Genomic DNA, 20,306 nt, shown 5'->3' on the forward strand with positions numbered 1-20,306 from the left:
CGATCACTTTGTCATGCGTACGGTCCGGCGAGGCTCGCTTGCGCACAGTCGGAACCAGTAGGAGCCGTGTCCGGCGAGGGTGAGGAGGTAGGGGAGTTCGCCGATGGCGGGGAAGCGCACTCCGCCCATGAGCTCGACGGGGTGGCGGCCGTCGTAGACCCGGAGGTCGAGCTCGGTGGGCTGCGCGAAGCGGGAGAAATTGTGTACGCACAGCACGAGGTCGTCTTTGTACTCGCGCAGGAAGGCGAGGACGGAGGAGTTGGAGGAGGCGAGCTCCAGGTATGAGCCGAGTCCGAAGGCGGGGTTCTGCTTGCGGATCTCGATCATCCGCCGGGTCCAGTGGAGCAGTGAGGAGGGGGAGGACATGGAGGCTTCGACGTTGGTGACCTGGTAGCCGTAGACGGGGTCCATGATCGTGGGGAGGTAGAGGCGTCCGGGGTCGCAGGAGGAGAAGCCGGCGTTGCGGTCGGGTGTCCACTGCATGGGGGTGCGGACGGCGTCGCGGTCGCCGAGCCAGATGTTGTCGCCCATGCCGATCTCGTCGCCGTAGTAGAGGATCGGGGAGCCGGGCAGGGACAGGAGCAGGGCGGTGAACAGTTCGATCTGGTTGCGGTCGTTGTCCAGGAGGGGGGCCAGGCGGCGGCGGATGCCGATGTTGGCGCGCATGCGCGGGTCTTTGGCGTATTCCGCGTACATGTAGTCGCGCTCTTCGTCGGTGACCATTTCGAGGGTGAGCTCGTCGTGGTTGCGCAGGAAGATGCCCCACTGGCAGCCCGAGGGGATGGCCGGCGTCTTGGCGAGGATTTCGGAGACCGGATAGCGCGATTCGCGGCGCACGGCCATGAAGATGCGGGGCATGACGGGGAAGTGGAAGGCCATGTGGCATTCGTCGCCGCCGTCCTTGAAGTCGCCGAAGTAGTCGACGACGTCTTCGGGCCATTGGTTGGCTTCGGCGAGCAGCACGGTGTCGGGGTAGTGGGCGTCGATCTCGGCGCGCACCCGCTTGAGCAGGCCGTGGGAGCGGGGGAGGTTTTCGCAGTTGGTGCCCTCTTCGGCGAAGAGGTAGGGCACGGCGTCCAGGCGGAAGCCGTCGATGCCCAGGTCGAGCCAGAACCGCAGGGCGGAGATGATCTCTTCCTGGACGGCCGGGTTCTCGTAGTTGAGGTCGGGCTGGTGGGAGAAGAAGCGGTGCCAGAAGTACTGCTTGCGCACCGGGTCGAAGGTCCAGTTGGAGGCTTCGGTGTCGACGAAGATGATGCGGGCGTCCTGGTACTGCTTGTCGTCGTCGGCCCAGACGTAGTAGTCGCCGTAGGGCCCTTCGGGGTCGGTGCGGGACTGCTGGAACCACGGGTGCTGGTCGCTGGTGTGGTTCATGACGAAGTCGATGATCACGCGCATGCCCCGCTGATGCGCGGAGTCCACGAACTCCACGAAGTCCCCCAGGTCGCCGAACTCGGGGAGTACGGAGATGTAGTTGGCCACGTCGTAGCCGCCGTCGCGCAGGGGTGAGGTGAAGAACGGCGGCAGCCACAGGCAGTCCACGCCCAGCCATTGCAGATAGTCCAGTTTGGCGGTGATGCCTTTGAGGTCGCCGATGCCGTCGCCGTCGCTGTCGTGGAAGGAGCGGACGAGGACCTCGTAGAAGACGGCGCGCTTGAACCACTCGGGGTCCCGGTCCTTGGCGGGCGTGTCCTCGAACAGGTCGGACACCGGCTCGTTGCTGGTCATGCGTCCTCCGTTGCCGCGGGGCTGGGGTGGGTGCTGCGTCACTCGACCGTGCACACGTGCGCGGGACAGACGCCCGGCACCAGGCGGACGTAGGCGGTCTCGCCCCAGGTGTAGGTCGCGCCGCTGAGTTCGTCGCGCACGCGGAAGGAAGAGCCGGGCGCGACGTCCAGGTGGGTGGCGTCGAAACGCACGGTGGCTTCCTGGGGGTGGTGCGGGTCGAGGTTCACGACCACCAGCACCGTGTCGCCGGACTCACGACGGCTGAACGCGATCACCTGGTCGTTGTCGACGGCGTGGAAGTGCACGTTGCGCAGCCGCTGCAATGCCGGATGGCGCCGGCGGACCGTGTTGAGCGTGGTGATCAGGGGCGCGATGGTGCGCCCTTCCTGCTCCGCCAACGCCCATTCGCGGGGCAGTAGTTGATACTTCTCGGAGTTCAGGTAGTCCTCGCTGCCGGGCTTGAGGGCGGTGTTCTCGCAGAGTTCGTAGCCGCTGTAGAGGCCCCAGGTCGGCGCGAGGGTCGCGGCGAGCACCGCGCGCAGCTCGAACGCCGGGCGTCCGCCGTGCTGGAGGAACTCCGGCAGGATGTCGGGGGTGTTGACGAAGAAGTTCGGGCGCATGTAGGCGGCCGATTCACCGGTCAACTCCTCGACGTACGAGGTGAGTTCGTCCTTGGTGTTGCGCCAGGTGAAGTAGGTGTAGGACTGCTGGAAGCCGATGGCGGCCAGGGTGTGCATCATGGCGGGGCGGGTGAAGGCCTCGGCCAGGAACAGGACGTCGGGGTCGGTGCGGTTGATGTCGGCCAGGACCTGTTCCCAGAAGACGACGGGCTTGGTGTGCGGGTTGTCGACGCGGAAGATACGCACGCCGTGGTCCATCCAGAACCGCAGCAGACGTAGGGTCTCGGCGACCAGGCCCGGCATGTCGCGGTCGAAGGCCAGCGGGTAGATGTCCTGGTACTTCTTCGGCGGGTTCTCGGCGTAGGCGATGCTGCCGTCGGCGCGGTGCTGGAACCATTCGGGGTGCTTGTCCACCCAGGGGTGGTCGGGGGAGCACTGGAGGGCGAAGTCCAGGGCCACCTCCAGGTCCAGGTCGCGGGCGCGGGCCACGAAGGCGTCGAAGTCGGCCAGGGTGCCCAGGTCGGGGTGGACGGCGTCGTGGCCGCCCTCGGGTGAGCCGATGGCCCAGGGCACGCCGACGTCGTGGGGGCCGGGTGACAGGGAGTTGTCGGGTCCCTTGCGGAAGGTGCGGCCGATGGGGTGGATCGGCGGCAGATAGACCACGTCGAAGCCCATCGCGGCGATCGCCGGCAGCCGCTCGGCGGCGGTGCGCAAGGTGCCCGAGCGCGGCGGCTCACCCGCCCGCACGACGGCTCCTTCCGAGCGCGGGAAGAACTCGTACCAGGACCCGAACAACGCCCGCTCCCGCTCCACCAGCAACGGCAACGGCGCGCTCTCGGTGACGCGTTCACGCAGCGGATGGGCCGACAGGAGCACGCGCACCTCCGGCGCCGTGGCCGCCGCCAGGCGGTCCAGCGGGGAGCGGGTGTCGTCGCGCAGCAGACCGAGGGCCCTGCGCAGGGTGGCGCGCGCCGCGTCGTCGGGCACCTGGTCCACGGCCCGCTCGAAGAGCAGGATGCCGTCTTCGAGGGTGACTCCGGTGTCCACGTCGGCGTGCACCTTGATGACCGCGTCGCGCTGCCAGGCGGCCATGGGGTCGGTCCAGGCCACGACGGTGAACGTCCAGTGGCCGGTCGCGTCCGGGGTGACCTCCGCGGCCCACCGGTCCGTTCCCGGCGCCACCTCGCGCATGGCCCGGTGCCGTGTGGTGCGGCCGTCGGGCGCGTACAGGACCGCCTCGGCGCCGAGCACGCCGGAGCCTTCGACGAAGACGAGGGCCGTGACCTCGACGGCTTCGCCGACCACGGCCTTCGCCGGGCGCGCGCCGTCGTGCACACGGGGCCGTACGTCCTCGACGGGGATGCGGACGTGACTGGGGTCCACCGACATGCTGTCCTCCACCTCCGGGGTCGTCCGGTGCGCGTTGCTTCGCCCGGTCTCGCTGCGGGCGGCTTCCGCCGTCCCGCCGTCCGTCGCTCTTCGTCCGCCTTCGTCCGCGTCAGTCGCCGCCGGGCGGAGCCGACCGGACCGCGGGCCCGGTGAGCAGCCCGCGTTCCGCGGCCTCGGCGGCCTCCCGCCCGCAGCGCCGGCGCGTGACGGCGCACAGGGCGGCCACGGCGTCCTCGAACCGCGCGCGCACGGCGGGATCGCCGGGAGAGGCGAGGAAGCGGCGCTGCCACGCGCGATACCTCACCAGTTGCCGATCGACGTCTTGTGTGGCGTGTTCCGCCCGCATCGCACTCGACCTCCTGGACCTCCTCGACGGCGAGCCCCGGCGGGCTCCCGGACCGTTCACGGAGGGGGAGTGATCCGTCACAACGGGTTTGCTCCCTCCCTCATGGTGCGAGGTGAAGCGCGTCCCGTCCTGTTGAACGCAGCGCACACGACCGATCACTCTCGTGTTGCACGAATGGAGTAGGCGGGTGACGCTGGTTGCCGACTCTCAAGCGATCACTGCTCACGCTCCGTGCGTACGACGCCCCGTCGCAGCACGGGAACGCGAGCTCCGCGGTGAGGAGCAAGAACGATGAACCACCACGCAGTGCCCCGCTACTACCACCTCGACGTGGACCTGGTGCCGGAGCGCGTCGGTCAGATCCGGCGCATCCTGGCCGCCCATCTGAGGTACTGGGGGCTCGATCAGCTCGTTCCGGACGTGTCGCGGGGGGTCGGTCTCCTCCTGGAGCCGGCGGCACGGACCACCTCCGCGGGGCTGACCGCGATCGAGACCTGGTGGACCGGACAGCATCTGATCACCGCGGTCTCGCACGGCGACGCCACCGGTACGGGCGAGCACCCCGTCGCGTCGCACTCCCTGGCCCAGATCGCTGCGCTCAGCGACGGGTGGGGCAGCTGCACCGCCGACGACCGGCACATCGTGTGGTTCTCGCTGCGCAGCCGCAGGCGGCTGCGCGAACCCCTGGTCCCCAAGGGCCCGGCGCCCGGCACCCCCGAGGCGCGGTCCTTGCCCCGCGTCGCTCCGCGGCCGGTGCCCGTGGGCGCCGCGGAGCCGACCGAGCCGCTGGAAGTGGCCGGCCCCGCCTGACCGGATCGTCGCCGCGGGTGCGCTCCCGAAAGGGCGCGCACCCGCCGCATGCCCGAAGGTCGGACCCAGAGGACGACGACGGGAGACCCTGTGCGCGTATGGACCGGCCGACCCTTTCCGCTGGGTGCCACCTATGACGGTGACGGGACGAATTTCGCCCTGTTCAGCGAGGTGGCCGAGCAGATCGACCTCGTCCTGCTCGACGCGGACGGCGGCGAGCGGACCGTGACGCTCACGGAGGCCGACGGCTCGGTGTGGCACGGCTACCTGCCGGACGTCGGCCCGGGCCAGCGCTACGGATACCGCGTCCACGGCCCGTGGATGCCCGCCGCCGGTCATCGCTGCGACCCGCGCAAGTTCCTCCTCGACCCGTACGCCCGGGCGATCCACGACCTGCGCGACGACTCAGCGACCGCCAGGCCCCGCCCGGGCGGGAAGCCGGCCGCGCTGTGCGGTGTCGTCACCGATCCGGCCTTCGACTGGACCGGGGACAGCGCGCCCTCGCACGCCTACTCCGACTCCGTCATCTACGAGACGCACGTGCGCGGACTGAGCCGCACCCATCCCGGTGTCCCCGAGGAACTGCGCGGCACCTACGCGGGTCTGGCCGCACCGGCGGTCGTCGACCACCTGACCTCGCTGGGGGTCACCGCGGTGGAGCTGATGCCGGTGCACCAGTACGTCCAGGACGGGTTCCTGCTCGACAAGGGCCTGTCCAACTACTGGGGCTACAACACCATCGGGTTCTTCGCGCCGCACCACGCGTACGCGGCCCACGGCACGCTGGGGCAGCAGGTCACCGAGTTCAAGTCCATGGTGAAGGCGCTGCACGCGGCCGGCCTCGAAGTGATCCTCGACGTGGTCTACAACCACACCGCGGAAGGCAACGAGAACGGGCCCACCCTCTCCTTCCGCGGCATCGACAACGCGTCCTACTACCGGCTGTCCGACGACGACTTCAGCCGGTACTACGACACCACGGGGACGGGCAACAGCCTGCTGATGCGCCATCCCAACGTCCTTCAGCTGCTCATGGACTCCCTGCGCTACTGGGTCACCGAGTGCCATGTCGACGGGTTCCGCTTCGACCTGGCCGCCACCTTGGCCCGGCAGTTCCACGAGGTGGACCGGCTCTCGGCCTTCTTCGACCTCATCCAGCAGGACCCGGTGATCAGCCGGGTCAAGCTGATCGCCGAGCCGTGGGACCTCGGTGACGGCGGCTACCAGGTCGGCAACTTCCCGCCGCTGTGGTCCGAGTGGAACGGTAAGTACCGCGACTGCGTCCGGGACTTCTGGCGCGGCGGCGACCGGACCCTGGCCGAGTTCGCCTCCCGGCTGACGGGATCGGCCGACCTCTACCAGCGCGACCGGCGCCGCCCGCGCGCCAGCGTCAACTTCATCACCGCCCACGACGGGTTCACCCTGCGCGACCTGGTCTCGTACGACACCAAGCACAACGAGGCCAACGGCGAGGGCAACCGGGACGGCGAGAGCAGCAACCGCTCGTGGAACTGCGGCGCCGAAGGCCCCACGCGCGACCCCGAGGTGCGGGCCCTGCGGGCACGGCAGCAGCGCAACTTCCTGGCGACGCTGATGCTGTCCCAGGGCATTCCGATGCTGGGCCACGGGGACGAGCTGGGCCGCACCCAAGGCGGCAACAACAACGCCTACTGCCAGGACAACGAGACCGCGTGGATCGACTGGGACCTGGACGAGGAGCGCGCGGACCTGCTGGACTTCACCCGCCGGGTGGTGGCGCTGCGCACCGCGCATCCGCTGCTGCGCCGCCGCCGCTTCTTCCGGGGCGACACCGTCACCCGCCCGGGCCAGGTGCTGCCGGACCTGGTCTGGCTGCGGCCCGACGCGGCGGAGATGACGACGCAGGACTGGGACCGGCCCGACGCGCACGCGGTCGCCGTCTTCCTCAACGGCGACGCCATCGCGGAACCGGACCGGGTCGGCCGGGCCGTCGTCGACGACTCCTTCCTGGTGCTGTTCAACTGCTATTGGGAGCCGATGGAGTTCCGGCTGCCCGAGGCCGCGTACGGAGTGTGCTGGACGACCTTGATCGACACGTACGAGGCGGGCGGCCCGCCGGACGAGACCGAGCACAAGGCCGACACGACGCTGAGCGTGGGCCCGCGGTCGCTGGTCGTCCTCTCCCGGCCCTCGGACCGGTGACGGGGGCCGGTCACCTGAGGGGACCGGGGCCGGTCAGCGGTGGTCCAAGTCCACCTTGAGGTCGTCCGTCTCCGTCCAGAAGCCCTCGTCCGCGTCCTGCAACCGGGACGCGGCGTGCTTCATGTGACGGCGTACGGCGCTGCGGGCCGCCTCTGCGTCGCCCGACTCGACGGCGGTCAGGATCGCGTGGTGCTCCACCCGCACCGCCTCGATGAAGTCCCCGCGCCGCGCTTCGTTGGCGCGCGTGACGCGGATGCCGCCGCGCATGACCTCGCCCAAGTACCGCACGGTCGAGACCATCACCGCGTTCCCGGTCGACTCGGCGATCGACTGGTGGAACGCGAGGTCCTCGTCGACGCCGTCCCCGCCGGCCGCCACCGCCGCGTCGATCGCGGCCAGCGCCTGCCGCATCCGGGCGATGTCCTCGGGGGTGGCCCGGGTGGCCGCGAGGGAGGCCGCCTCGCCTTCCATGGCGCGGCGGACCTCCACGATCTGCAACACCTTGGACTTGGTGCCCGACGCCTCGGCCTCCAGGTCGAGCGGCCGGGTGCGCCGGGGCATGACGAACACGCCACGGCCCTGGCGCGGTTCGACGAGCCCGGCGTTGCGCAGCCGGGAGACGGCCTCGCGGATCACGGTGCGGCTGACGCCGAGCTGCTTGACCAACTCGACCTCGGTCGGCAGCTTGTCGCCCTCGGCGAGACGCCCGGACTCGATCTCCTCCGACAGGATCGCGGCGACCCGGTCCGCGAGCCGAATGGGGCCACTCACCTTGGAGAACATGCTCGTCAGTCTATCGGTCAGGGCCCGAACGCCCCGGCCGCGGGCAGGTCGGCGGACGCGATCGCCTCGGGGTGGTCCTCGATGTAGGCCAGGACCACCGCCTCGAAGCTCTCGTCGGGCAGCAGGCCCAGTGCGGTGGCGCGCGCGTTGTCGAAGGCGGCGGGCCAGGAGCCGACGATGGCCTCGACGGCGGCGTCGGGCGTGAGCGTCACCCGGTCGGCGACGGCGTCTCCGGCCACCCGGCGCAAGGTGCCGAGCATCTCGGCCACCGTGACCGTCAGCGCGGGCAGATTGACCGGGAGGGCGCCCGCCAGCTCACCGGGGCCGCTGCCGCGGCCGGCCTCGGCGACGCGCAGGATGCCTTCGACCGTGCGCCGCGGCGAGGCCAGGGCGACCCGCAGGTCGGGGCTGACCGGGCAGGTGGCGGGCAGTCCGGCCAGGGGTTCGCGGATGATGCCGGACAGGAAGCCGGAGGCGGCGGCGTTCGGCTTGCCCGGCCGCACCGCGACCGTCATCAGGCGCGCCACGCGGCCGTCGACGAAGCCCCGGCGGGTGTACTCGGCGACCAGCTGCTCGCACACGCGCTTCTGCGTGCCGTAGCTGGACAGCGGGGTGGGCAGCGTCGCCTCGCTGACCACGGGCGGCAGCGGCAGGGCGGGGTCGGAGCCGTAGACCGCGACGCTGCTGGAGAACACCAGGCGGGGCAGGGGGCCGCCGGCGGCCCCCTGGGCGCGGGCCGCGTCGAGCAGGGCGCGCGTGGTGTCCAGGTTGGCGCTCATGCCGAGGTCGAAGTCGGCCTCGCACTCGGCCGAGACCGCCGACGCCAGGTGGATCAGGACGTCCACCGGTCGCGCGAAGATCTCGTCGAGGCGCTCGGTCAGATCGCCCTGGACGACGTCGACCAGCGGGTCGGCCGTCAGTGCCGCGTCGGCCGGCACGAACCGGTCGGCGAGCACCAGTCGGGTGAGGGGCGCCCCGCACAGGGTGCGCCGCTTCAGCAGGGCGTCGGCGACCTGCCGGCCAAGGAAGCCGAAGCCACCGGTGATGACGATCCTCATGCGTGTTCTCCTTGGTCGTTCGTGAGTCCGCTCTGGTGCCGCAGCCAGCCGAGCCCCTGGCTCGTACCGGCCCGGGGGTGGTACTCGCAGCCGATCCACCCGTCGTAGCCCAGCGCGTCGACGACGTCGAACAGGTGGCGTACGTCGAGTTCGCCCCGGTCGGGTTCGTGGCGGTCGGGCACGCCGGCGATCTGGAGGTGGGCGACGCGGCCGGTGGGCAGGTCACGGCGCAGGGTCGTGGTGAGGTCGCCCTCCACGATCTGGCAGTGGTACAGGTCGAGTTGCACCTTGAGGTTCGCGGCGCCCACCTCCTGGACGATGGCGTGCGCCTCGGCCTGGCGGTGCAGGAAGTAGCCCGGCATGTCCCGGCCGTTGATCGGCTCGATCAGGACGTCGACGCCGACTGCGGCAGCCCGCTCGGCGGCCCAGGCCAGGTTGGCGAGATAGGTGGCGTGGTGCGCGGCCCGCTGATCGGGGGTGCTGCCCGCCGGCAGGAGGCCGGCCATGACGTGCACCTGGCCGCAGCCGAGCGCGGCGGCGTACTCCAGGGCCTGCTCGATGCCGGTGCGCAGTTCGCTCTCACGGCCGGGCAGCGCGGCGATGCCCCGCTCTCCGTTCTCCCAGGCGCCGGGCGGCGCGTTGAACAGCACCTGCCGCAGCCCGTGGTCGTCAAGGCGCCGCCGCAGCTCGCCGGCTGCGTGGGCGTAGGGGAAGAGGTACTCGACGGCTTCGAAGCCGTCGGCGGCGGCCGCGGCGAAGCGGTCGGGGAAGGCGTGCTCGGTGTACATCATGGACAGGTTCGCGGCGAACCTCGGCATGCGTGCTCCTGGGGTGGGGCCGGGACCGGTCCCGGTCAGCGGTTGACGACGTCCTTCTTGGTGGTCAGCACGGCGGCCGCGCCGATCACCAGGCTCAGGGCGAGGACGTACATCGGTATGGAGGTGGAGCCGGTGGCGTCCTTGAGCCCGCCGATCATGTACGGGCTGACGAAGCCGGCCAGGTTGCCCACCGAGTTGATCAGAGCGAGGCCGGCCGCCGCCGCGGTGCCGCCGAGGAACGCCGTGGGCAGCGACCAGAACAGCGGGGCGCAGGTGAGCACGCCGGCCGCCGCGAAGGACAGGGCGATCAAGGACAGGATGGTCGATCCGCTCCAGCCGGCGGCCAGGGAGAAGCCGAGGGCGCCCATGAGGCTGGGGACCACCAGGTGCCAGCGGCGCTCGCGGCGCTTGTCCGCGGAGCGTCCGAACAGGTTCATCGCGATCAGCGCGGCCACGAACGGTACGGCGCTGAGCACGCCGATCGTCAGGGTGTCGTCGATGCCGGTCGACTTGACGAAGGTGGGCATCCAGAAGGTCAGGGCGTACTGACCCATCACGAAGCAGAAGTAGATCAGGCACATCAGCCACACCTTGGGGTCGCGGAAGCCGTCCCACACGCGGCCGTGCTCCTGGTGGGCGGTGTCCCGGGCGATCGCCGCCTCGACGATGTCCTTCTCCTCCTCGGAGAGCCACTTGGCGCCGCGCACCCCATTGTCGAGGTAGAACAGCGTGGCGACACCGATGAGGAGCGCGGGGACGGCTTCGAGCAGGAACATCCACTGCCAGCCCTGCCATCCGCTGACCCCGTCGAAGGTGTCCATGATCCAGCCGGAGAGCGGGTTGCCGAAGATGCCGGCCACGGGGATCGCCGACATGAACATCGCGATGACGCGGGCCCGGCGGTGGGAGGGGAACCAGTAGGTGCAGTACAGGATGACGCCGGGGTAGAAACCGGCCTCCGCGGCGCCGAGCAGGAAGCGCAGCACGTAGAACGTCGTCTCGTTGGTGACGAAGGAGAACGCGCCCGAGACCAGACCCCACGTGATCATGATCCGGGCGATCCAGGTGCGCGCCCCCACGCGCTGGAGCATCAGGTTCGAGGGGACTTCGAAGAGGAAGTAGCCGATGAAGAACAGGCCGGCGCCGAGGCCGTACGCCGCCTCGCTCAGGCCCAGGTCGTCGGACATCTGGAGCTTGGCGAAGCCGACGTTGACGCGGTCCAGGTAGGAGAAGACGTAACAGAGGATCAGGAAGGGGACGATACGGAGAACGACCTTGCGGAACACGGCGTTCTCGCGGGCGAGTTCGGGGGTCTCGGCCGTCGCGGTGGGCGTGGGCATGCGGAATCCTTACTGCGGCTCAGGGGATTCTCCGACGGGCGGTGCGTGGTGCGGTGTGCGGTCACCAACGGGCGCCGAACACGGACCTCAGTTCGTCGAGAGCGGGGGAGGGGAGCGGCTCGGGGCGACGGTCGGTCAGGAGCCAGAGGCGTGCCGTTTCCTCGAGTTCTTCGAGGACGGCGAGAGCGGACGCGGCGTCCGGGCCCCAGACCACCGGGCCCAGACGGTCGAGCAGGACGGCCCTGATCGGCGTGCCGTGTGCCGCGTGATCGGTGATGTGGCCGGTCACCAGGTCGGCCACGCGGGGATCGCCGGGCCGGTGGTAGGGGATGAGCGGGACGTGCCCGACCTTCATGACGTAGTACGGCGTGAGGGGCGGAAGCACGTCGTGCTGGCTCCACACGCCGGCCAGGGTGAGCGCGACGAGATGCGTGGAGTGGGTGTGGAGCACGAACCGTGCCGTGGGGTCGGCGGCACGGATGCGGCGGTGCAGGGTGAGGGTCTTGCTGGGGCGGTCGCCCGCGAGGTGCTCGCCCGCGGCGTCGACCAGGGCCAGGCGCCCGGAATCCAGGAACCCGAGGGCGGCGTCGGTCGGCGTGATCAGGTGGGAGTCGCCGATCCGTGCGCTGATGTTGCCGGCGCTGGCGTGGACGTAGCCCCGGGCGAAGAGGCTGGTGCCCACCCGGACGATCTCGGCGCGCGCCTGGTCCACCTCGTCGGCGGCCGGGGCCGGGGGCCGCGTCATGCGGACGCCTGGCCGAGGTGGGCGAAGGAGGCGGTGAAGAAGTCCGGGCCGCCGAAGTTGCCGGACTTCAGCGTGATGTGGAGGGGGTCCCCGCCGGGCAGGGCCGCCGCGCACCAGGGCACGCCGGGGTCGATCTGCGGGCCGATGCGCAGGCCCGTCAGACCGAGGGCCTGGACCACCGCGCCCGAGGTCTCGCCGCCGGCGACGACCAGCTGGCGCACGCCCCGTTCCACCAGGCCCTGGGCGACACGTGCCAGGGTCCGCTCGACGAGCTCGCCCGCCTTTGCGGCCCCGAGGCGGCCCTGGACGTCCTTGACCGCGTCGGGCGCCTCGGTGGAGTAGACGAGGACCGGCCCGTGGTCCAGATGGCCGGCGGCGAAGGCCAGGGCCGCGGCGGCCACGTCGTCGCCGGCAGCGATGCGCAGCGGATCGACGCTGAACGCGGGCCGGCCGCCGCGCAGGAACTCCTGGACCTGTCCGTTGGTGGCGGTGGACACCGATCCGGAGACGACGGCCTGGTGGCCGCCGGGCGGGGGCAGGCGGGCGGCGGCGGGAGAGGGCTCGAACCCCCAGTTCGCGGGCAGGCCGATGGCCAGACCGGATCCGGCGGTCACCAGCGGCAGCTCCTTGACCGCCGCACCGAGCCGCACGAGATCGTCGTTCGAGACGGCGTCCACGATCGCGGCGCCGACGCCCTGGGTGCGCAGCTCCGCCATGCGCTCGCGGATCGCCCGCGCGCCGGCGGCGACCACGGTGTGGTCGATGAGACCGACCGGACGCGCGGTCTGCGCGCCGAGCACGGACACCAGATCGGGATCCGTCATCGGCGTCAGCGGGTGGTGGCGCATGCCGCTCTCGCTCAGCAGGACGTCGCCGACGAAGAGGTGTCCCTTGAAGACGGTGCGCCCGTTGTCGGGGAAGGCCGGGGTGGCGATCGTGAAGTCGGTGCCGAGCGCGTCCATCAGGGCCTCGGTGACGGGGCCGATGTTGCCGGCGCGCGTCGAGTCGAACGTCGAGCAGTACTTGAAGTAGATCTGCTCGGCACCCGCCGAGCGCAGCCACTCCAGCGCCCGCAGCGAGGCGGCGACGGCGTCGGCGGCCGGGGTGGTCCGTGACTTGAGCGCGATGACGACGGCGTCGGCGTCGTCCGGTTGCGCGGTGCCCGCGGGCGCTACGTCGATCAGCTGGACCACGCGCATGCCCGCGCGCACCAGGTTGTTGGCCAGGTCCGTGGCGCCGGTGAAGTCGTCGGCGATGCAGCCGAGTCGGATCGCCATGTCAGACCGCTTCCTGTCCGGAGTTCTGACCAGGTGTCACTTCTTTTTTCTGATCAGGTGTCATGTCGGTTGCCTGTTGCGGTAGTTCGATTCCCGGGAAGATTTTGATCACCGCGCTGTCGTCCTCGCCGCCCAGGCCGGCGGCCGAGGCCTGGAGGAACATCTGGTGGGCGGTGGCGGCCAGCGGGAGCGGGAACGTGTGGGGCCGGGCCGCGTCCAGCACGAGACCCAGGTCCTTGACGAAGATGTCGACCGCGGACAGCGGCGTGTAGTCACCGGCGAGCACGTGCGGCATGCGGTTCTCGAACATCCACGAGTTGCCCGCGCTGTGCGTGATGACCTCGTAGAGCGCCTCGGCGGGTACGCCCGCCTTGATGCCGAGCGCCATCGCCTCGGCCGCCGCCGCGATGTGCACTCCCGCGAGGAGCTGATTGACGACCTTCACCTTGGAGCCGATGCCGGCCTCGTCGCCCAGGCGGTAGACCGTGCTGCTCAGGGCGTCGAGCACCGGATCGGCGAGGGCGTACGCGGCCGGGGCGCCCGACGTCATCATGGTGAGCTCGCCCTTCGCCGCCCGGGCCGCGCCCCCGGAGATGGGCGCGTCCAGGTAGAGCACGCCGCGCTCGGCCAGGCGCCGCTCGAGATCGGCCGACCAACTGGGGTCGGCCGTGGAGCACATGACGTAGACGGAACCGGGGCGCAGCCGCTCGGCCGCGCCGCCGTCCCCGAACAGGACCGACTCGACCTGTGCCGCGTTGACCACGACGCCGACCAGGACATCGACGGAGGCCGCCAGTTCACCGGCACAGGCGAAGGCGGTGCCGCCGTCCTCGGCGAAGGCGGCGGTCACCTCGGGGCGCAGATCGTGGACGCCCACGTCGAAGCGCGCGTCCCGCAGGGTGCGGGCCATGCCGAGTCCCATGGCGCCGAGTCCCACCACGCCCACGCGCGGCCGTGCCGGGCTGTCCTGGTCGTTCATGTCCATCCTCGTCTCGCGAATCCGTGCGGCGATCGGGTCATATGATGACCTGAGGATGTGGCCTGGCGCACTGTGATGCCGGTCACAGTCTAGGGGTGTGCGCAGGCGTGCACGTGGACCGGCGCCGGGCGCCAGCGGGCCTCGTGTGTGGGGGAGGGTCAGATCTCCGCTTGCCCCATCCCGGCGAACCAGCGGGCCGCCACGGCGGCGACCTCGTTCAGGGCCTCGGGTTCTTCGAACAGGTGCGTGGCGTCGGGGAGCACCCGCAGCCGGTTGAGGACGGGCAGCCGGTTGGCCGTCTCCCGGTTGCGGCGCAGTATCTCGGTGTCGCGCCCGGCGACCAGGAGCAGGACCGGGGCGTGCACATGACCGAGCACGTCGTCCCCGGCCAGGTCGGGGCGGCCGTCCGGGCACACCACGGTGTCCACCAGGCCGGGCCGGGCGGCCGCGGCCCCCAGTGCGGCCGCGGCTCCCGTGCTCGCGCAGAACAGGCCGACCGGCAGATCGGACACGCGGGCGGCCAGCCAGTCGACGGACGCGACCAGGCGGTGCGTCAGGAGGTCGACGTCGCCGGGCCGGTCGCCGGGCGCCGTGCCGGCGGCTTCGGCGGCCGCTTCGTCGGCGGTGAGCAGGTCGATCACCAGCGTGCCGAGCGCGGAGTCGTGCAGCGTGCCGGCCACGGCCCGGCTGCGGGAGTCGCGCCGGAAGCTGCCGCTGCGACGGGCCAGGACCGTCACGCCGAACACGGTGTCCGGGACGGTCAGTTCACCGATGAGTGCCCCATCGCCGTTGGGCACGGTGACGGTCTCGGACAACATGGGACCTCCGGTTTCCGGGGACGGAACACGCCGGGTACCCCGCGAGACTTCCGCTACGCGGCAGCCGTACGGGACGGGTGCGTTTCCGAGGACGCGCGCCGGGCCCGGGCCAGGGCGCGCCCCCCGGCCGCGTACCACTGGCGGCCCAGCAGCACGGCCAGCGCGAGGCCGACCAGGTCACCGCCGTAGTACATGACGTACGACGCCAGGTGCAGGTCGCCCGCGGCGAACGAGGTGCCGGGCGGGCCCGCCGCGTAGAGCGACTTGGCCAAGACGCCGTGCGCGGCCGACGCGGCCAGCAGGGAGCCGCCCCGCAGGGCGACACCGGCGCGGTGGCGCAGCGGGTCCAGGGCGAGGACGGCGAAGGTGAACAGCGCGCCGGAGGCCAGGAGATGAACGCTGACGAGGCTCTCCAGCCACGGCCGGTGGTGCGCGGCGGCCATCAGCGGCGTGCGGTAGACCGCCCACAGCCCCGCGCCGTGGACGAGCGCGGCCAGCGGCGGCCACACGAGCAGGGCCGCCGGACGGGACCGCACGCAGCGCAGTAGCGCGCGCCGCGGGCCCACCGGCAGGGCGCGCAGCGCCAGCGTCACGGGCCGGCCGAGGACGAACAGCAGGGGCGCGATCATCCCGACGCCCAGATGGGTGGCCATGTGCCCGGTCAGCGGCGGCCATGCGTCCCACGGCGCGACGAGCGAGGTGACGAGCACCGCGCCGCCCGCGCCCACCGCCGCGTCACGCCGGTGCGGCCAGCGGTCGCCGCGCCGGCGCAGCCGCCGGGCGGCCGCCCCGTAGCCCAGACAGCTCACGGCCACGATCAGCGCGAGGGCCGTCATCGGCGGGCCCGGACCAGCAGCAGCACCCCGGCCAGCAGGAACAGCACGGCGATCACGTTCCAGGTCCAGTCGTACGGGGCCAGATCCACGCCGTAGCGGATCTGGTGCAGCTCCAGCGCCTTGTGCTGGAACGTGCCGTCATACAGCTGGAAGCCGCCGAGGCCCAGGCACAGGCCCGACCACCAGGCGGTGAGGTGCCGTGCCCCTCGGCGCCACAGATCCGCGTACAGGTACAGGCCCGCCACCATCGCCAGCCAGCCGAAGGCGTGGAAGATCCCGTCGGAGACCAGGCCCGCCTCGCTGGAGGCCTTGTCGTAGAAGTGGTGCCAGTGCAGCAGCTGGTGGAACGCCGTCTCGTCGACGAACGCCGCGATGCCGACGCCCACGAGGGCTCCGGAGAGCAGGGACCGCCGTTTCGGCAAAGTGTGCCGCGTACGGTGCTGCTCGCGGATGTGAAGTGTCATCCGGGACTCCTCGGCGCCAAAGGGGGTACGGGGGACGAGCGGGAAGGCAAGGCGCCGAGTACCCGTGAAGCGGAATGGCTCACCGCGGCATGCGGGCCGCCGGTCCTGCGCGGCGCCGGTGTCGCCATTACGGTGAAGAACGACGAAAGAACATGAAATGGAGCCCTCGTGACGCGTGCTGCCCTGTTCGACGTCGACGGAACGCTCGTCGACACCAACTACCTGCATGTCACGGCCTGGTGGGAGGCGTTCAGGCAGGCCGGTCACCGGGTGCCGATGCGTGCCGTGCACCACGCGATCGGCCTGGGCGGCACCGACCTGATCGACCACCTCCTCGGCGACGACCGCGACCGTGACCAGGACGACGCGCTCAGCGCGGCGCACAAGACGCTCTACGGCACTCACTTCGACCGGCTCGAAGCGTTCGACGACGCGGGCCGGCTGCTGCGGTCCCTCGCGAAGCAGGGGTGGACCATCGTGCTCGCCACCTCCGCGGGCGGCGCCGAACTCGACGCGCTGCGCGCCGCGGTCGACGCGGACGACGTCATCGCCGCGACGGCCAGCGCCGACGACGTGGACGAGGGCAAGCCCGCCGCCGAGCCGGTCGTGCACGCGCTGGACCTCGCCGGTGCCCAGGCGCGGGACAGCGTGTTCGTCGGTGACTCGGTGTGGGACATGAAGGCGGCGCGGCGCGCGGGTGTCACACCGCTGGCCGTGCTCAGCGGCGGCAACCCCCGCGAGGACCTCATCCGCGCGGGAGCGGCGGAGGTGTACGACGACACCGCCCACCTGCTGGCCTCGCTCGACACCAGCGCGTTCGCCGACCGACAGGGACAGGGCTGACCCGCCGGCGCCCGGCGGGGCGGGCGGTGCGCCGCCCACCAAGGCGGGTCAGTTCACCTTCCAGGACCTGATCCGCTCGGCGACGGTGTGGATGCTGGTGTGGCTGTCGCGGATCGTGCGGATCAGGTCGGACAGCGCTCCGTACGGCGGGTCGATGCCCTCGCCGGACTGGGCCATGTACTGGGCCGCGACGAACGCCGCGTACAGGCTGTTGCGGGCGGGCAGGGGCTCCAGGCGCACGATGGTGTGCAGCAGGGCGGCGGCGCGCCAGGCGGCATCCGGGTCGGCGGACTCCAGCGTCGGCAGCTTCGTCTTGTGCCGTGCGACCGCGGCGACGAGCGCGGAGTAGTCCGACACCGTCATGTCCTCGGGGGCGACGGCCGACTCCTGCACGTCGAGAAGCCAGGAGACGTCCACGTACAGAACCATCAGGCGGCCGCCCGGAGCGCCTCGTCGGTGAAAGTCACGTTCATGGACGGGATAACTCCCCAGGTGCCGACTAGGTACCTGTCGAGGGAGCCTGGGAGGTGCAGGCGTCTCCGATCGCCTGGTCCAGCATCGCCAGGCCGAGCGACAACTCCTCCTCGGTGGCCGTCAGCGGCGGCGCCATCCGCAGGACCCCGCCCATGCCCGCCAACTGGACGATGTTCATGTGCAGGCCCAGTTCCAGGCAGCGCCTGGTGACCCGCGCGCCCAGCTCGTTCGAGTGCTGCTTGGTCTCGCGGTCGACGACGAGTTCGAGTCCGGCCAGCAGGCCCCGGCCGCGGATGTCGCCGACGACCGGGTGCCGTGCGGCGATGTCGGTGAGGCCCTGGTGCAGGAAGGCGCCCAGCGTCCGCGCGCGCTCGTCGAGTTCGTCGGCGATCAGGACGTCCAGGACGGTGTTGCCGACCGCCGCCACCAGGGGATCGGCGACATGCGTGGTGAAGAAGAGGAACCCGCGCTCGTACGCCTCCTGCTCGATCTCGGCGCTGGTCACCACGGCCGCCAGGGGCAGACCCGCGCCCAGCGTCTTGGACAGGGTCAGGATGTCGGGCACCACGCCGTCGCGCTCGAAGGCGTACCAGGTCCCGGTGCGGCACAGGCCCGTCTGGGCCTCGTCGAGGATCAGCAGCATGCCGCGCTCCCGGCACTTGGCGTGCAGGGCCGCGAAGTATCCCGGCGGCGGCTCGATGATGCCGCCGGAACTGAGGATCGGCTCGACCAGGCACGCGGCCAGGCTGCCGGTCGACTGGGCGTCGATCAGGTCGAAGGCGAAGTCCAGCTGGCGGCGCCAGTCCAGGGAGCCGTCGTCCGTGGTGAAGTCGGGGCGATAGGTGTTGGGCACGGGGATGGCGAAGTTGCCCGGCGCGCCGGGGCCGTACCCCTTGCGCCCCGCGCTGTAGGTGGCGGACGCGGCGGCCTGGGTCATACCGTGCCAGGACCGCGCGAACGAGACGATCTCGTGCTTGCCGGTGACGAGCTTGGCCATCCGGACGGCCGCCTCGTTGGACTCGGCGCCGGTGGTCAGGAGCAGCGCCTTCTCCAGCGGCGCGGGCAAGGTCTCGGCGAGCCGCCGGGCGAGGTCGACCACCGGGCGGCTGAGCATGCCGCTGAAGAGGTGGTCGAGGCTCGCGACCTGCCGCTGGACGGTCGCGACGATCTCCGGGTGCGAGTGGCCCAGGATCGCGCTCATCTGGCCCGAGGTGAAGTCGAGGATCTTCCGGCCGTCCGCGGTGAACACGAAGCTGCCGGCGGCACGTTCGATGATCTCGTGGGTGAACGCGCCGCCGTAGCGCACGAGATGCCTGTCGGCGTCGGCCCAGAAGGTGTCGGTGGACGTCGGAGCGGTCGTCGAAGCGGTCATGCCCCCGACGGTAGGCGGCGGCCGAGCGACACGTCCATCTCACGATTCCGGCTTTCCTGTTCGGCAAAGCCGCACAACAATGGGGGAGTGATGAACCCCTGGAGGCTGCGCCTGCTGAGCCAGCTCGACACGCTGGGCACCGTCAGGGCGGTCGCCCAGGCCGCCAACCTGAGTCCTTCGAGCGTGTCCCAGCAGCTCGCCGTGCTGGAGACCGAGACACGCACCCAGCTGCTGGAGCGGACGGGACGCCGGGTGCGGCTCACCCCGGCCGGTCTGATCCTCGCCCGGCGGGCACGCGCGATCCTCGACCACATGAACAGCGTGGAGGCCGAGCTGCGCGGTTTCGGCGAGGAACCGGCCGGCCTGGTGCGCCTGGGGGCGTTCCAGAGCGCGATCCACACCATGGCCGTGCCCGCGGTCAGCCGCCTCGCGCGGGAGCATCCGCACCTGGACGTCGAGCTCCTGGAGCTGGAGCCGCACGCGAGCATGCCCGCGCTGCGGGGCGGCGACGCGGACATCATCGTCACGACCACGGACTTCGACGAGCTGCCGCTGGGGCCCGACCTCGACCTGGTGCCGCTGGCCACCGACCCCATCTTGCTGGTGGTCCCGCCCGAACATCCGGCGGCCGGCCGCGGTGCGGTGGACCTCGCCGCGTACGCGGACGAGGCGTGGGCCTTCGACGTCCCGCAGTCGTACATGGCCAATCTCGCGCTGCGGCTGTGCCGCCAGTCGGGCTTCGAGCCGCGCGTGGTCTGCCGGTTCAGCAACTATCTGATGACCCTGCAACACGTCGAGGCGGGCCTGTCGATCGCGCTGATGCCCGGCCTCGCGGTCGATCGCCGCTACCGCGTCACCACCCGCGAACTCGCCACCCCCATGACCCGCACCATCACGGCGGCGATCCGCCACGGCTCACCCCCGCGCGCGGCGGTACGCGCCGTCCTGGAGGCCCTGCGCCACCACCCGGAACTGCCGCTGCCGGAGGTGGACTGAAGCCCCCCGCAGCCGCCCGTAGGCCCGGGCCGGGCCGATTGTCAGTGGGGGCTGCGAGGGTGGGCCGTATGGACAGGGACGAGGAGCTGCTGCGCGGACGGGTCTACGGGCAGGATCACGACGATCCCCGACGGGGACCGCAGCCGGGGCGGGACTACGCCCAGTTGGTCGGCGGGCCGCTGGACGGGCTGCTGCTGGACATCACCGGGTGGACCAAGGGCGAGACGGAGACCGGCGTCGCGCTGCCCACAGAGCTCGGCCACTTCGGAGCGGGAGGGCGGGCGCTCTATGACCCGCGCCCCGGCGACCGGCGCCGCTGGGACTGGGCCGGCGACACCCCCTGACCGCAGGGACGGCCCGGCGGCGCCCTGCCGCAGCCGTACCTGCCGCGAGCGCCGGGGCTCCGGGGTTCCAGTGCACTGAAACCCC

Annotated in this window: 20 protein-coding genes; 5 read left to right on the forward strand and 15 right to left on the reverse strand. The window is 71.4% G+C overall.

The window, feature by feature from the left end; genetic code table 11:
- Nucleotides 1-3 precede the first annotated feature (3 nt).
- The 3 genes from treS to QBL25_RS39225 all read right to left on the reverse strand — a co-directional run bounded on the left by treS (nucleotide 4) and on the right by QBL25_RS39225 (nucleotide 4,041).
- Nucleotides 4-1,728 (reverse strand): maltose alpha-D-glucosyltransferase, encoded by a 1,725-nt coding sequence (treS, locus tag QBL25_RS39215; RefSeq protein WP_409061725.1) that lies wholly within the window; start codon nucleotides 1,726-1,728, stop codon nucleotides 4-6.
- 38 nt (nucleotides 1,729-1,766) lie between these two features.
- Nucleotides 1,767-3,737, reverse strand: coding sequence for a maltotransferase domain-containing protein (locus QBL25_RS39220; protein WP_409061726.1), 1,971 nt, complete (start codon nucleotides 3,735-3,737; stop codon nucleotides 1,767-1,769).
- 109 nt (nucleotides 3,738-3,846) lie between these two features.
- Entirely contained in the window at nucleotides 3,847-4,041 is a 195-nt protein-coding gene (locus QBL25_RS39225) for a DUF5133 domain-containing protein (protein WP_409061727.1), read from the reverse strand.
- A gap of 333 nt (nucleotides 4,042-4,374) precedes the next feature.
- Between QBL25_RS39225 and QBL25_RS39230 the strand changes: the two genes are divergently transcribed.
- Together QBL25_RS39230 and glgX are read left to right on the forward strand one after the other, a co-directional pair.
- A complete protein-coding gene (locus QBL25_RS39230) occupies nucleotides 4,375-4,893 on the forward strand; it encodes a pep a2 (protein WP_409061728.1) in 519 nt (172 codons plus the stop codon).
- Nucleotides 4,894-4,941: 48 nt separating this feature from the next.
- Nucleotides 4,942-7,074, forward strand: a complete 2,133-nt coding sequence (gene glgX / locus QBL25_RS39235; protein ID WP_409061729.1) for a glycogen debranching protein GlgX — start codon at nucleotides 4,942-4,944, stop codon at nucleotides 7,072-7,074.
- Nucleotides 7,075-7,107: 33 nt separating this feature from the next.
- Here the strand turns inward: glgX and QBL25_RS39240 are convergent, their stop codons facing one another.
- The 10 genes from QBL25_RS39240 to QBL25_RS39285 form a co-directional block, all read right to left on the reverse strand.
- On the reverse strand, nucleotides 7,108-7,857 hold the full coding sequence (locus QBL25_RS39240) for a FadR/GntR family transcriptional regulator (protein ID WP_409061730.1): 750 nt from the start codon (nucleotides 7,855-7,857) through the stop codon (nucleotides 7,108-7,110).
- A 17-nt stretch (nucleotides 7,858-7,874) separates the two neighbouring features.
- Complete coding sequence (gene denD / locus QBL25_RS39245; RefSeq protein ID WP_409061731.1) at nucleotides 7,875-8,915, reverse strand: D-erythronate dehydrogenase; 1,041 nt, start codon at nucleotides 8,913-8,915, stop codon at nucleotides 7,875-7,877.
- Complete coding sequence (otnI, locus tag QBL25_RS39250) at nucleotides 8,912-9,733, reverse strand: 2-oxo-tetronate isomerase (protein ID WP_409061732.1); 822 nt, start codon at nucleotides 9,731-9,733, stop codon at nucleotides 8,912-8,914. The genes denD and otnI overlap by 4 nt, the downstream gene beginning before the upstream one ends.
- Nucleotides 9,734-9,768: 35 nt before the next feature.
- Nucleotides 9,769-11,073, reverse strand: coding sequence for an MFS transporter (locus tag QBL25_RS39255; RefSeq protein ID WP_409061733.1), 1,305 nt, complete (start codon nucleotides 11,071-11,073; stop codon nucleotides 9,769-9,771).
- 61 nt (nucleotides 11,074-11,134) lie between these two features.
- Nucleotides 11,135-11,818, reverse strand: coding sequence for an aldolase (locus QBL25_RS39260; RefSeq protein WP_409061734.1), 684 nt, complete (start codon nucleotides 11,816-11,818; stop codon nucleotides 11,135-11,137).
- The gene (otnK, locus tag QBL25_RS39265; RefSeq protein WP_409061735.1) at nucleotides 11,815-13,095 is read right to left on the reverse strand and encodes a 3-oxo-tetronate kinase; all 1,281 of its coding nucleotides are present in this window, start codon (nucleotides 13,093-13,095) and stop codon (nucleotides 11,815-11,817) included. Before otnK ends, QBL25_RS39260 begins: the two co-directional genes overlap by 4 nt.
- Nucleotide 13,096: 1 nt before the next feature.
- Complete coding sequence (gene ltnD, locus QBL25_RS39270; protein WP_409061736.1) at nucleotides 13,097-14,074, reverse strand: L-threonate dehydrogenase; 978 nt, start codon at nucleotides 14,072-14,074, stop codon at nucleotides 13,097-13,099.
- A gap of 158 nt (nucleotides 14,075-14,232) precedes the next feature.
- Nucleotides 14,233-14,892, reverse strand: coding sequence for a dienelactone hydrolase family protein (locus tag QBL25_RS39275; protein ID WP_409061737.1), 660 nt, complete (start codon nucleotides 14,890-14,892; stop codon nucleotides 14,233-14,235).
- Between the two features lie 53 nt (nucleotides 14,893-14,945).
- Complete coding sequence (locus QBL25_RS39280; protein ID WP_409061738.1) at nucleotides 14,946-15,728, reverse strand: cytochrome c oxidase assembly protein; 783 nt, start codon at nucleotides 15,726-15,728, stop codon at nucleotides 14,946-14,948.
- Complete coding sequence (locus QBL25_RS39285; RefSeq protein WP_409061739.1) at nucleotides 15,725-16,192, reverse strand: DUF2243 domain-containing protein; 468 nt, start codon at nucleotides 16,190-16,192, stop codon at nucleotides 15,725-15,727. Before QBL25_RS39285 ends, QBL25_RS39280 begins: the two co-directional genes overlap by 4 nt.
- Before the next feature lie 168 nt (nucleotides 16,193-16,360).
- Between QBL25_RS39285 and QBL25_RS39290 the strand changes: the two genes are divergently transcribed.
- Nucleotides 16,361-17,035, forward strand: coding sequence for an HAD family hydrolase (locus QBL25_RS39290; RefSeq protein ID WP_409061740.1), 675 nt, complete (start codon nucleotides 16,361-16,363; stop codon nucleotides 17,033-17,035).
- 48 nt (nucleotides 17,036-17,083) lie between these two features.
- Here QBL25_RS39290 and QBL25_RS39295 read toward each other — a convergent pair whose 3' ends face one another.
- Both QBL25_RS39295 and QBL25_RS39300 read right to left on the reverse strand, forming a co-directional pair.
- Entirely contained in the window at nucleotides 17,084-17,464 is a 381-nt protein-coding gene (locus QBL25_RS39295) for a toxin Doc (RefSeq protein WP_409061741.1), read from the reverse strand.
- Between the two features lie 70 nt (nucleotides 17,465-17,534).
- The gene (locus QBL25_RS39300; RefSeq protein WP_409061742.1) at nucleotides 17,535-18,881 is read right to left on the reverse strand and encodes an aspartate aminotransferase family protein; all 1,347 of its coding nucleotides are present in this window, start codon (nucleotides 18,879-18,881) and stop codon (nucleotides 17,535-17,537) included.
- A 90-nt stretch (nucleotides 18,882-18,971) separates the two neighbouring features.
- Here QBL25_RS39300 and QBL25_RS39305 point away from each other — a divergent pair, with 90 nt between their 5' ends.
- On the forward strand, nucleotides 18,972-19,877 hold the full coding sequence (locus tag QBL25_RS39305) for a LysR family transcriptional regulator (RefSeq protein ID WP_409061743.1): 906 nt from the start codon (nucleotides 18,972-18,974) through the stop codon (nucleotides 19,875-19,877).
- 68 nt (nucleotides 19,878-19,945) lie between these two features.
- On the forward strand, nucleotides 19,946-20,221 hold the full coding sequence (locus tag QBL25_RS39310) for a hypothetical protein (protein WP_409061744.1): 276 nt from the start codon (nucleotides 19,946-19,948) through the stop codon (nucleotides 20,219-20,221).
- Nucleotides 20,222-20,306 lie beyond the last annotated feature (85 nt).

This window comes from Streptomyces sp. SYP-A7185, from assembly GCF_046103685.1.
Classification (GTDB): Bacteria; Actinomycetota; Actinomycetes; order Streptomycetales; family Streptomycetaceae; genus Streptomyces.

Excerpts from the sequence above, each read along its gene's own strand:
- treS (WP_409061725.1), bottom strand. The coding sequence starts at position 1,728 with ATGACCAGCAACGAGCCGGTGTCCGACCTGTTCGAGGACACGCCCGCC.
- QBL25_RS39220 (WP_409061726.1), bottom strand. The coding sequence starts at position 3,737 with ATGTCGGTGGACCCCAGTCACGTCCGCATCCCCGTCGAGGACGTACGG.
- QBL25_RS39230 (WP_409061728.1), top strand. The coding sequence starts at position 4,375 with ATGAACCACCACGCAGTGCCCCGCTACTACCACCTCGACGTGGACCTG.
- glgX (WP_409061729.1), top strand. The coding sequence starts at position 4,942 with ATGCCCGAAGGTCGGACCCAGAGGACGACGACGGGAGACCCTGTGCGC.
- QBL25_RS39240 (WP_409061730.1), bottom strand. The coding sequence starts at position 7,857 with ATGTTCTCCAAGGTGAGTGGCCCCATTCGGCTCGCGGACCGGGTCGCC.
- denD (WP_409061731.1), bottom strand. The coding sequence starts at position 8,915 with ATGAGGATCGTCATCACCGGTGGCTTCGGCTTCCTTGGCCGGCAGGTC.
- otnI (WP_409061732.1), bottom strand. The coding sequence starts at position 9,733 with ATGCCGAGGTTCGCCGCGAACCTGTCCATGATGTACACCGAGCACGCC.
- QBL25_RS39255 (WP_409061733.1), bottom strand. The coding sequence starts at position 11,073 with ATGCCCACGCCCACCGCGACGGCCGAGACCCCCGAACTCGCCCGCGAG.
- QBL25_RS39260 (WP_409061734.1), bottom strand. The coding sequence starts at position 11,818 with ATGACGCGGCCCCCGGCCCCGGCCGCCGACGAGGTGGACCAGGCGCGC.
- otnK (WP_409061735.1), bottom strand. The coding sequence starts at position 13,095 with ATGGCGATCCGACTCGGCTGCATCGCCGACGACTTCACCGGCGCCACG.
- ltnD (WP_409061736.1), bottom strand. The coding sequence starts at position 14,074 with ATGAACGACCAGGACAGCCCGGCACGGCCGCGCGTGGGCGTGGTGGGA.
- QBL25_RS39275 (WP_409061737.1), bottom strand. The coding sequence starts at position 14,892 with ATGTTGTCCGAGACCGTCACCGTGCCCAACGGCGATGGGGCACTCATC.
- QBL25_RS39280 (WP_409061738.1), bottom strand. The coding sequence starts at position 15,728 with ATGACGGCCCTCGCGCTGATCGTGGCCGTGAGCTGTCTGGGCTACGGG.
- QBL25_RS39285 (WP_409061739.1), bottom strand. The coding sequence starts at position 16,192 with ATGACACTTCACATCCGCGAGCAGCACCGTACGCGGCACACTTTGCCG.
- QBL25_RS39295 (WP_409061741.1), bottom strand. The coding sequence starts at position 17,464 with ATGGTTCTGTACGTGGACGTCTCCTGGCTTCTCGACGTGCAGGAGTCG.
- QBL25_RS39300 (WP_409061742.1), bottom strand. The coding sequence starts at position 18,881 with ATGACCGCTTCGACGACCGCTCCGACGTCCACCGACACCTTCTGGGCC.
- QBL25_RS39305 (WP_409061743.1), top strand. The coding sequence starts at position 18,972 with ATGAACCCCTGGAGGCTGCGCCTGCTGAGCCAGCTCGACACGCTGGGC.
- QBL25_RS39310 (WP_409061744.1), top strand. The coding sequence starts at position 19,946 with ATGGACAGGGACGAGGAGCTGCTGCGCGGACGGGTCTACGGGCAGGAT.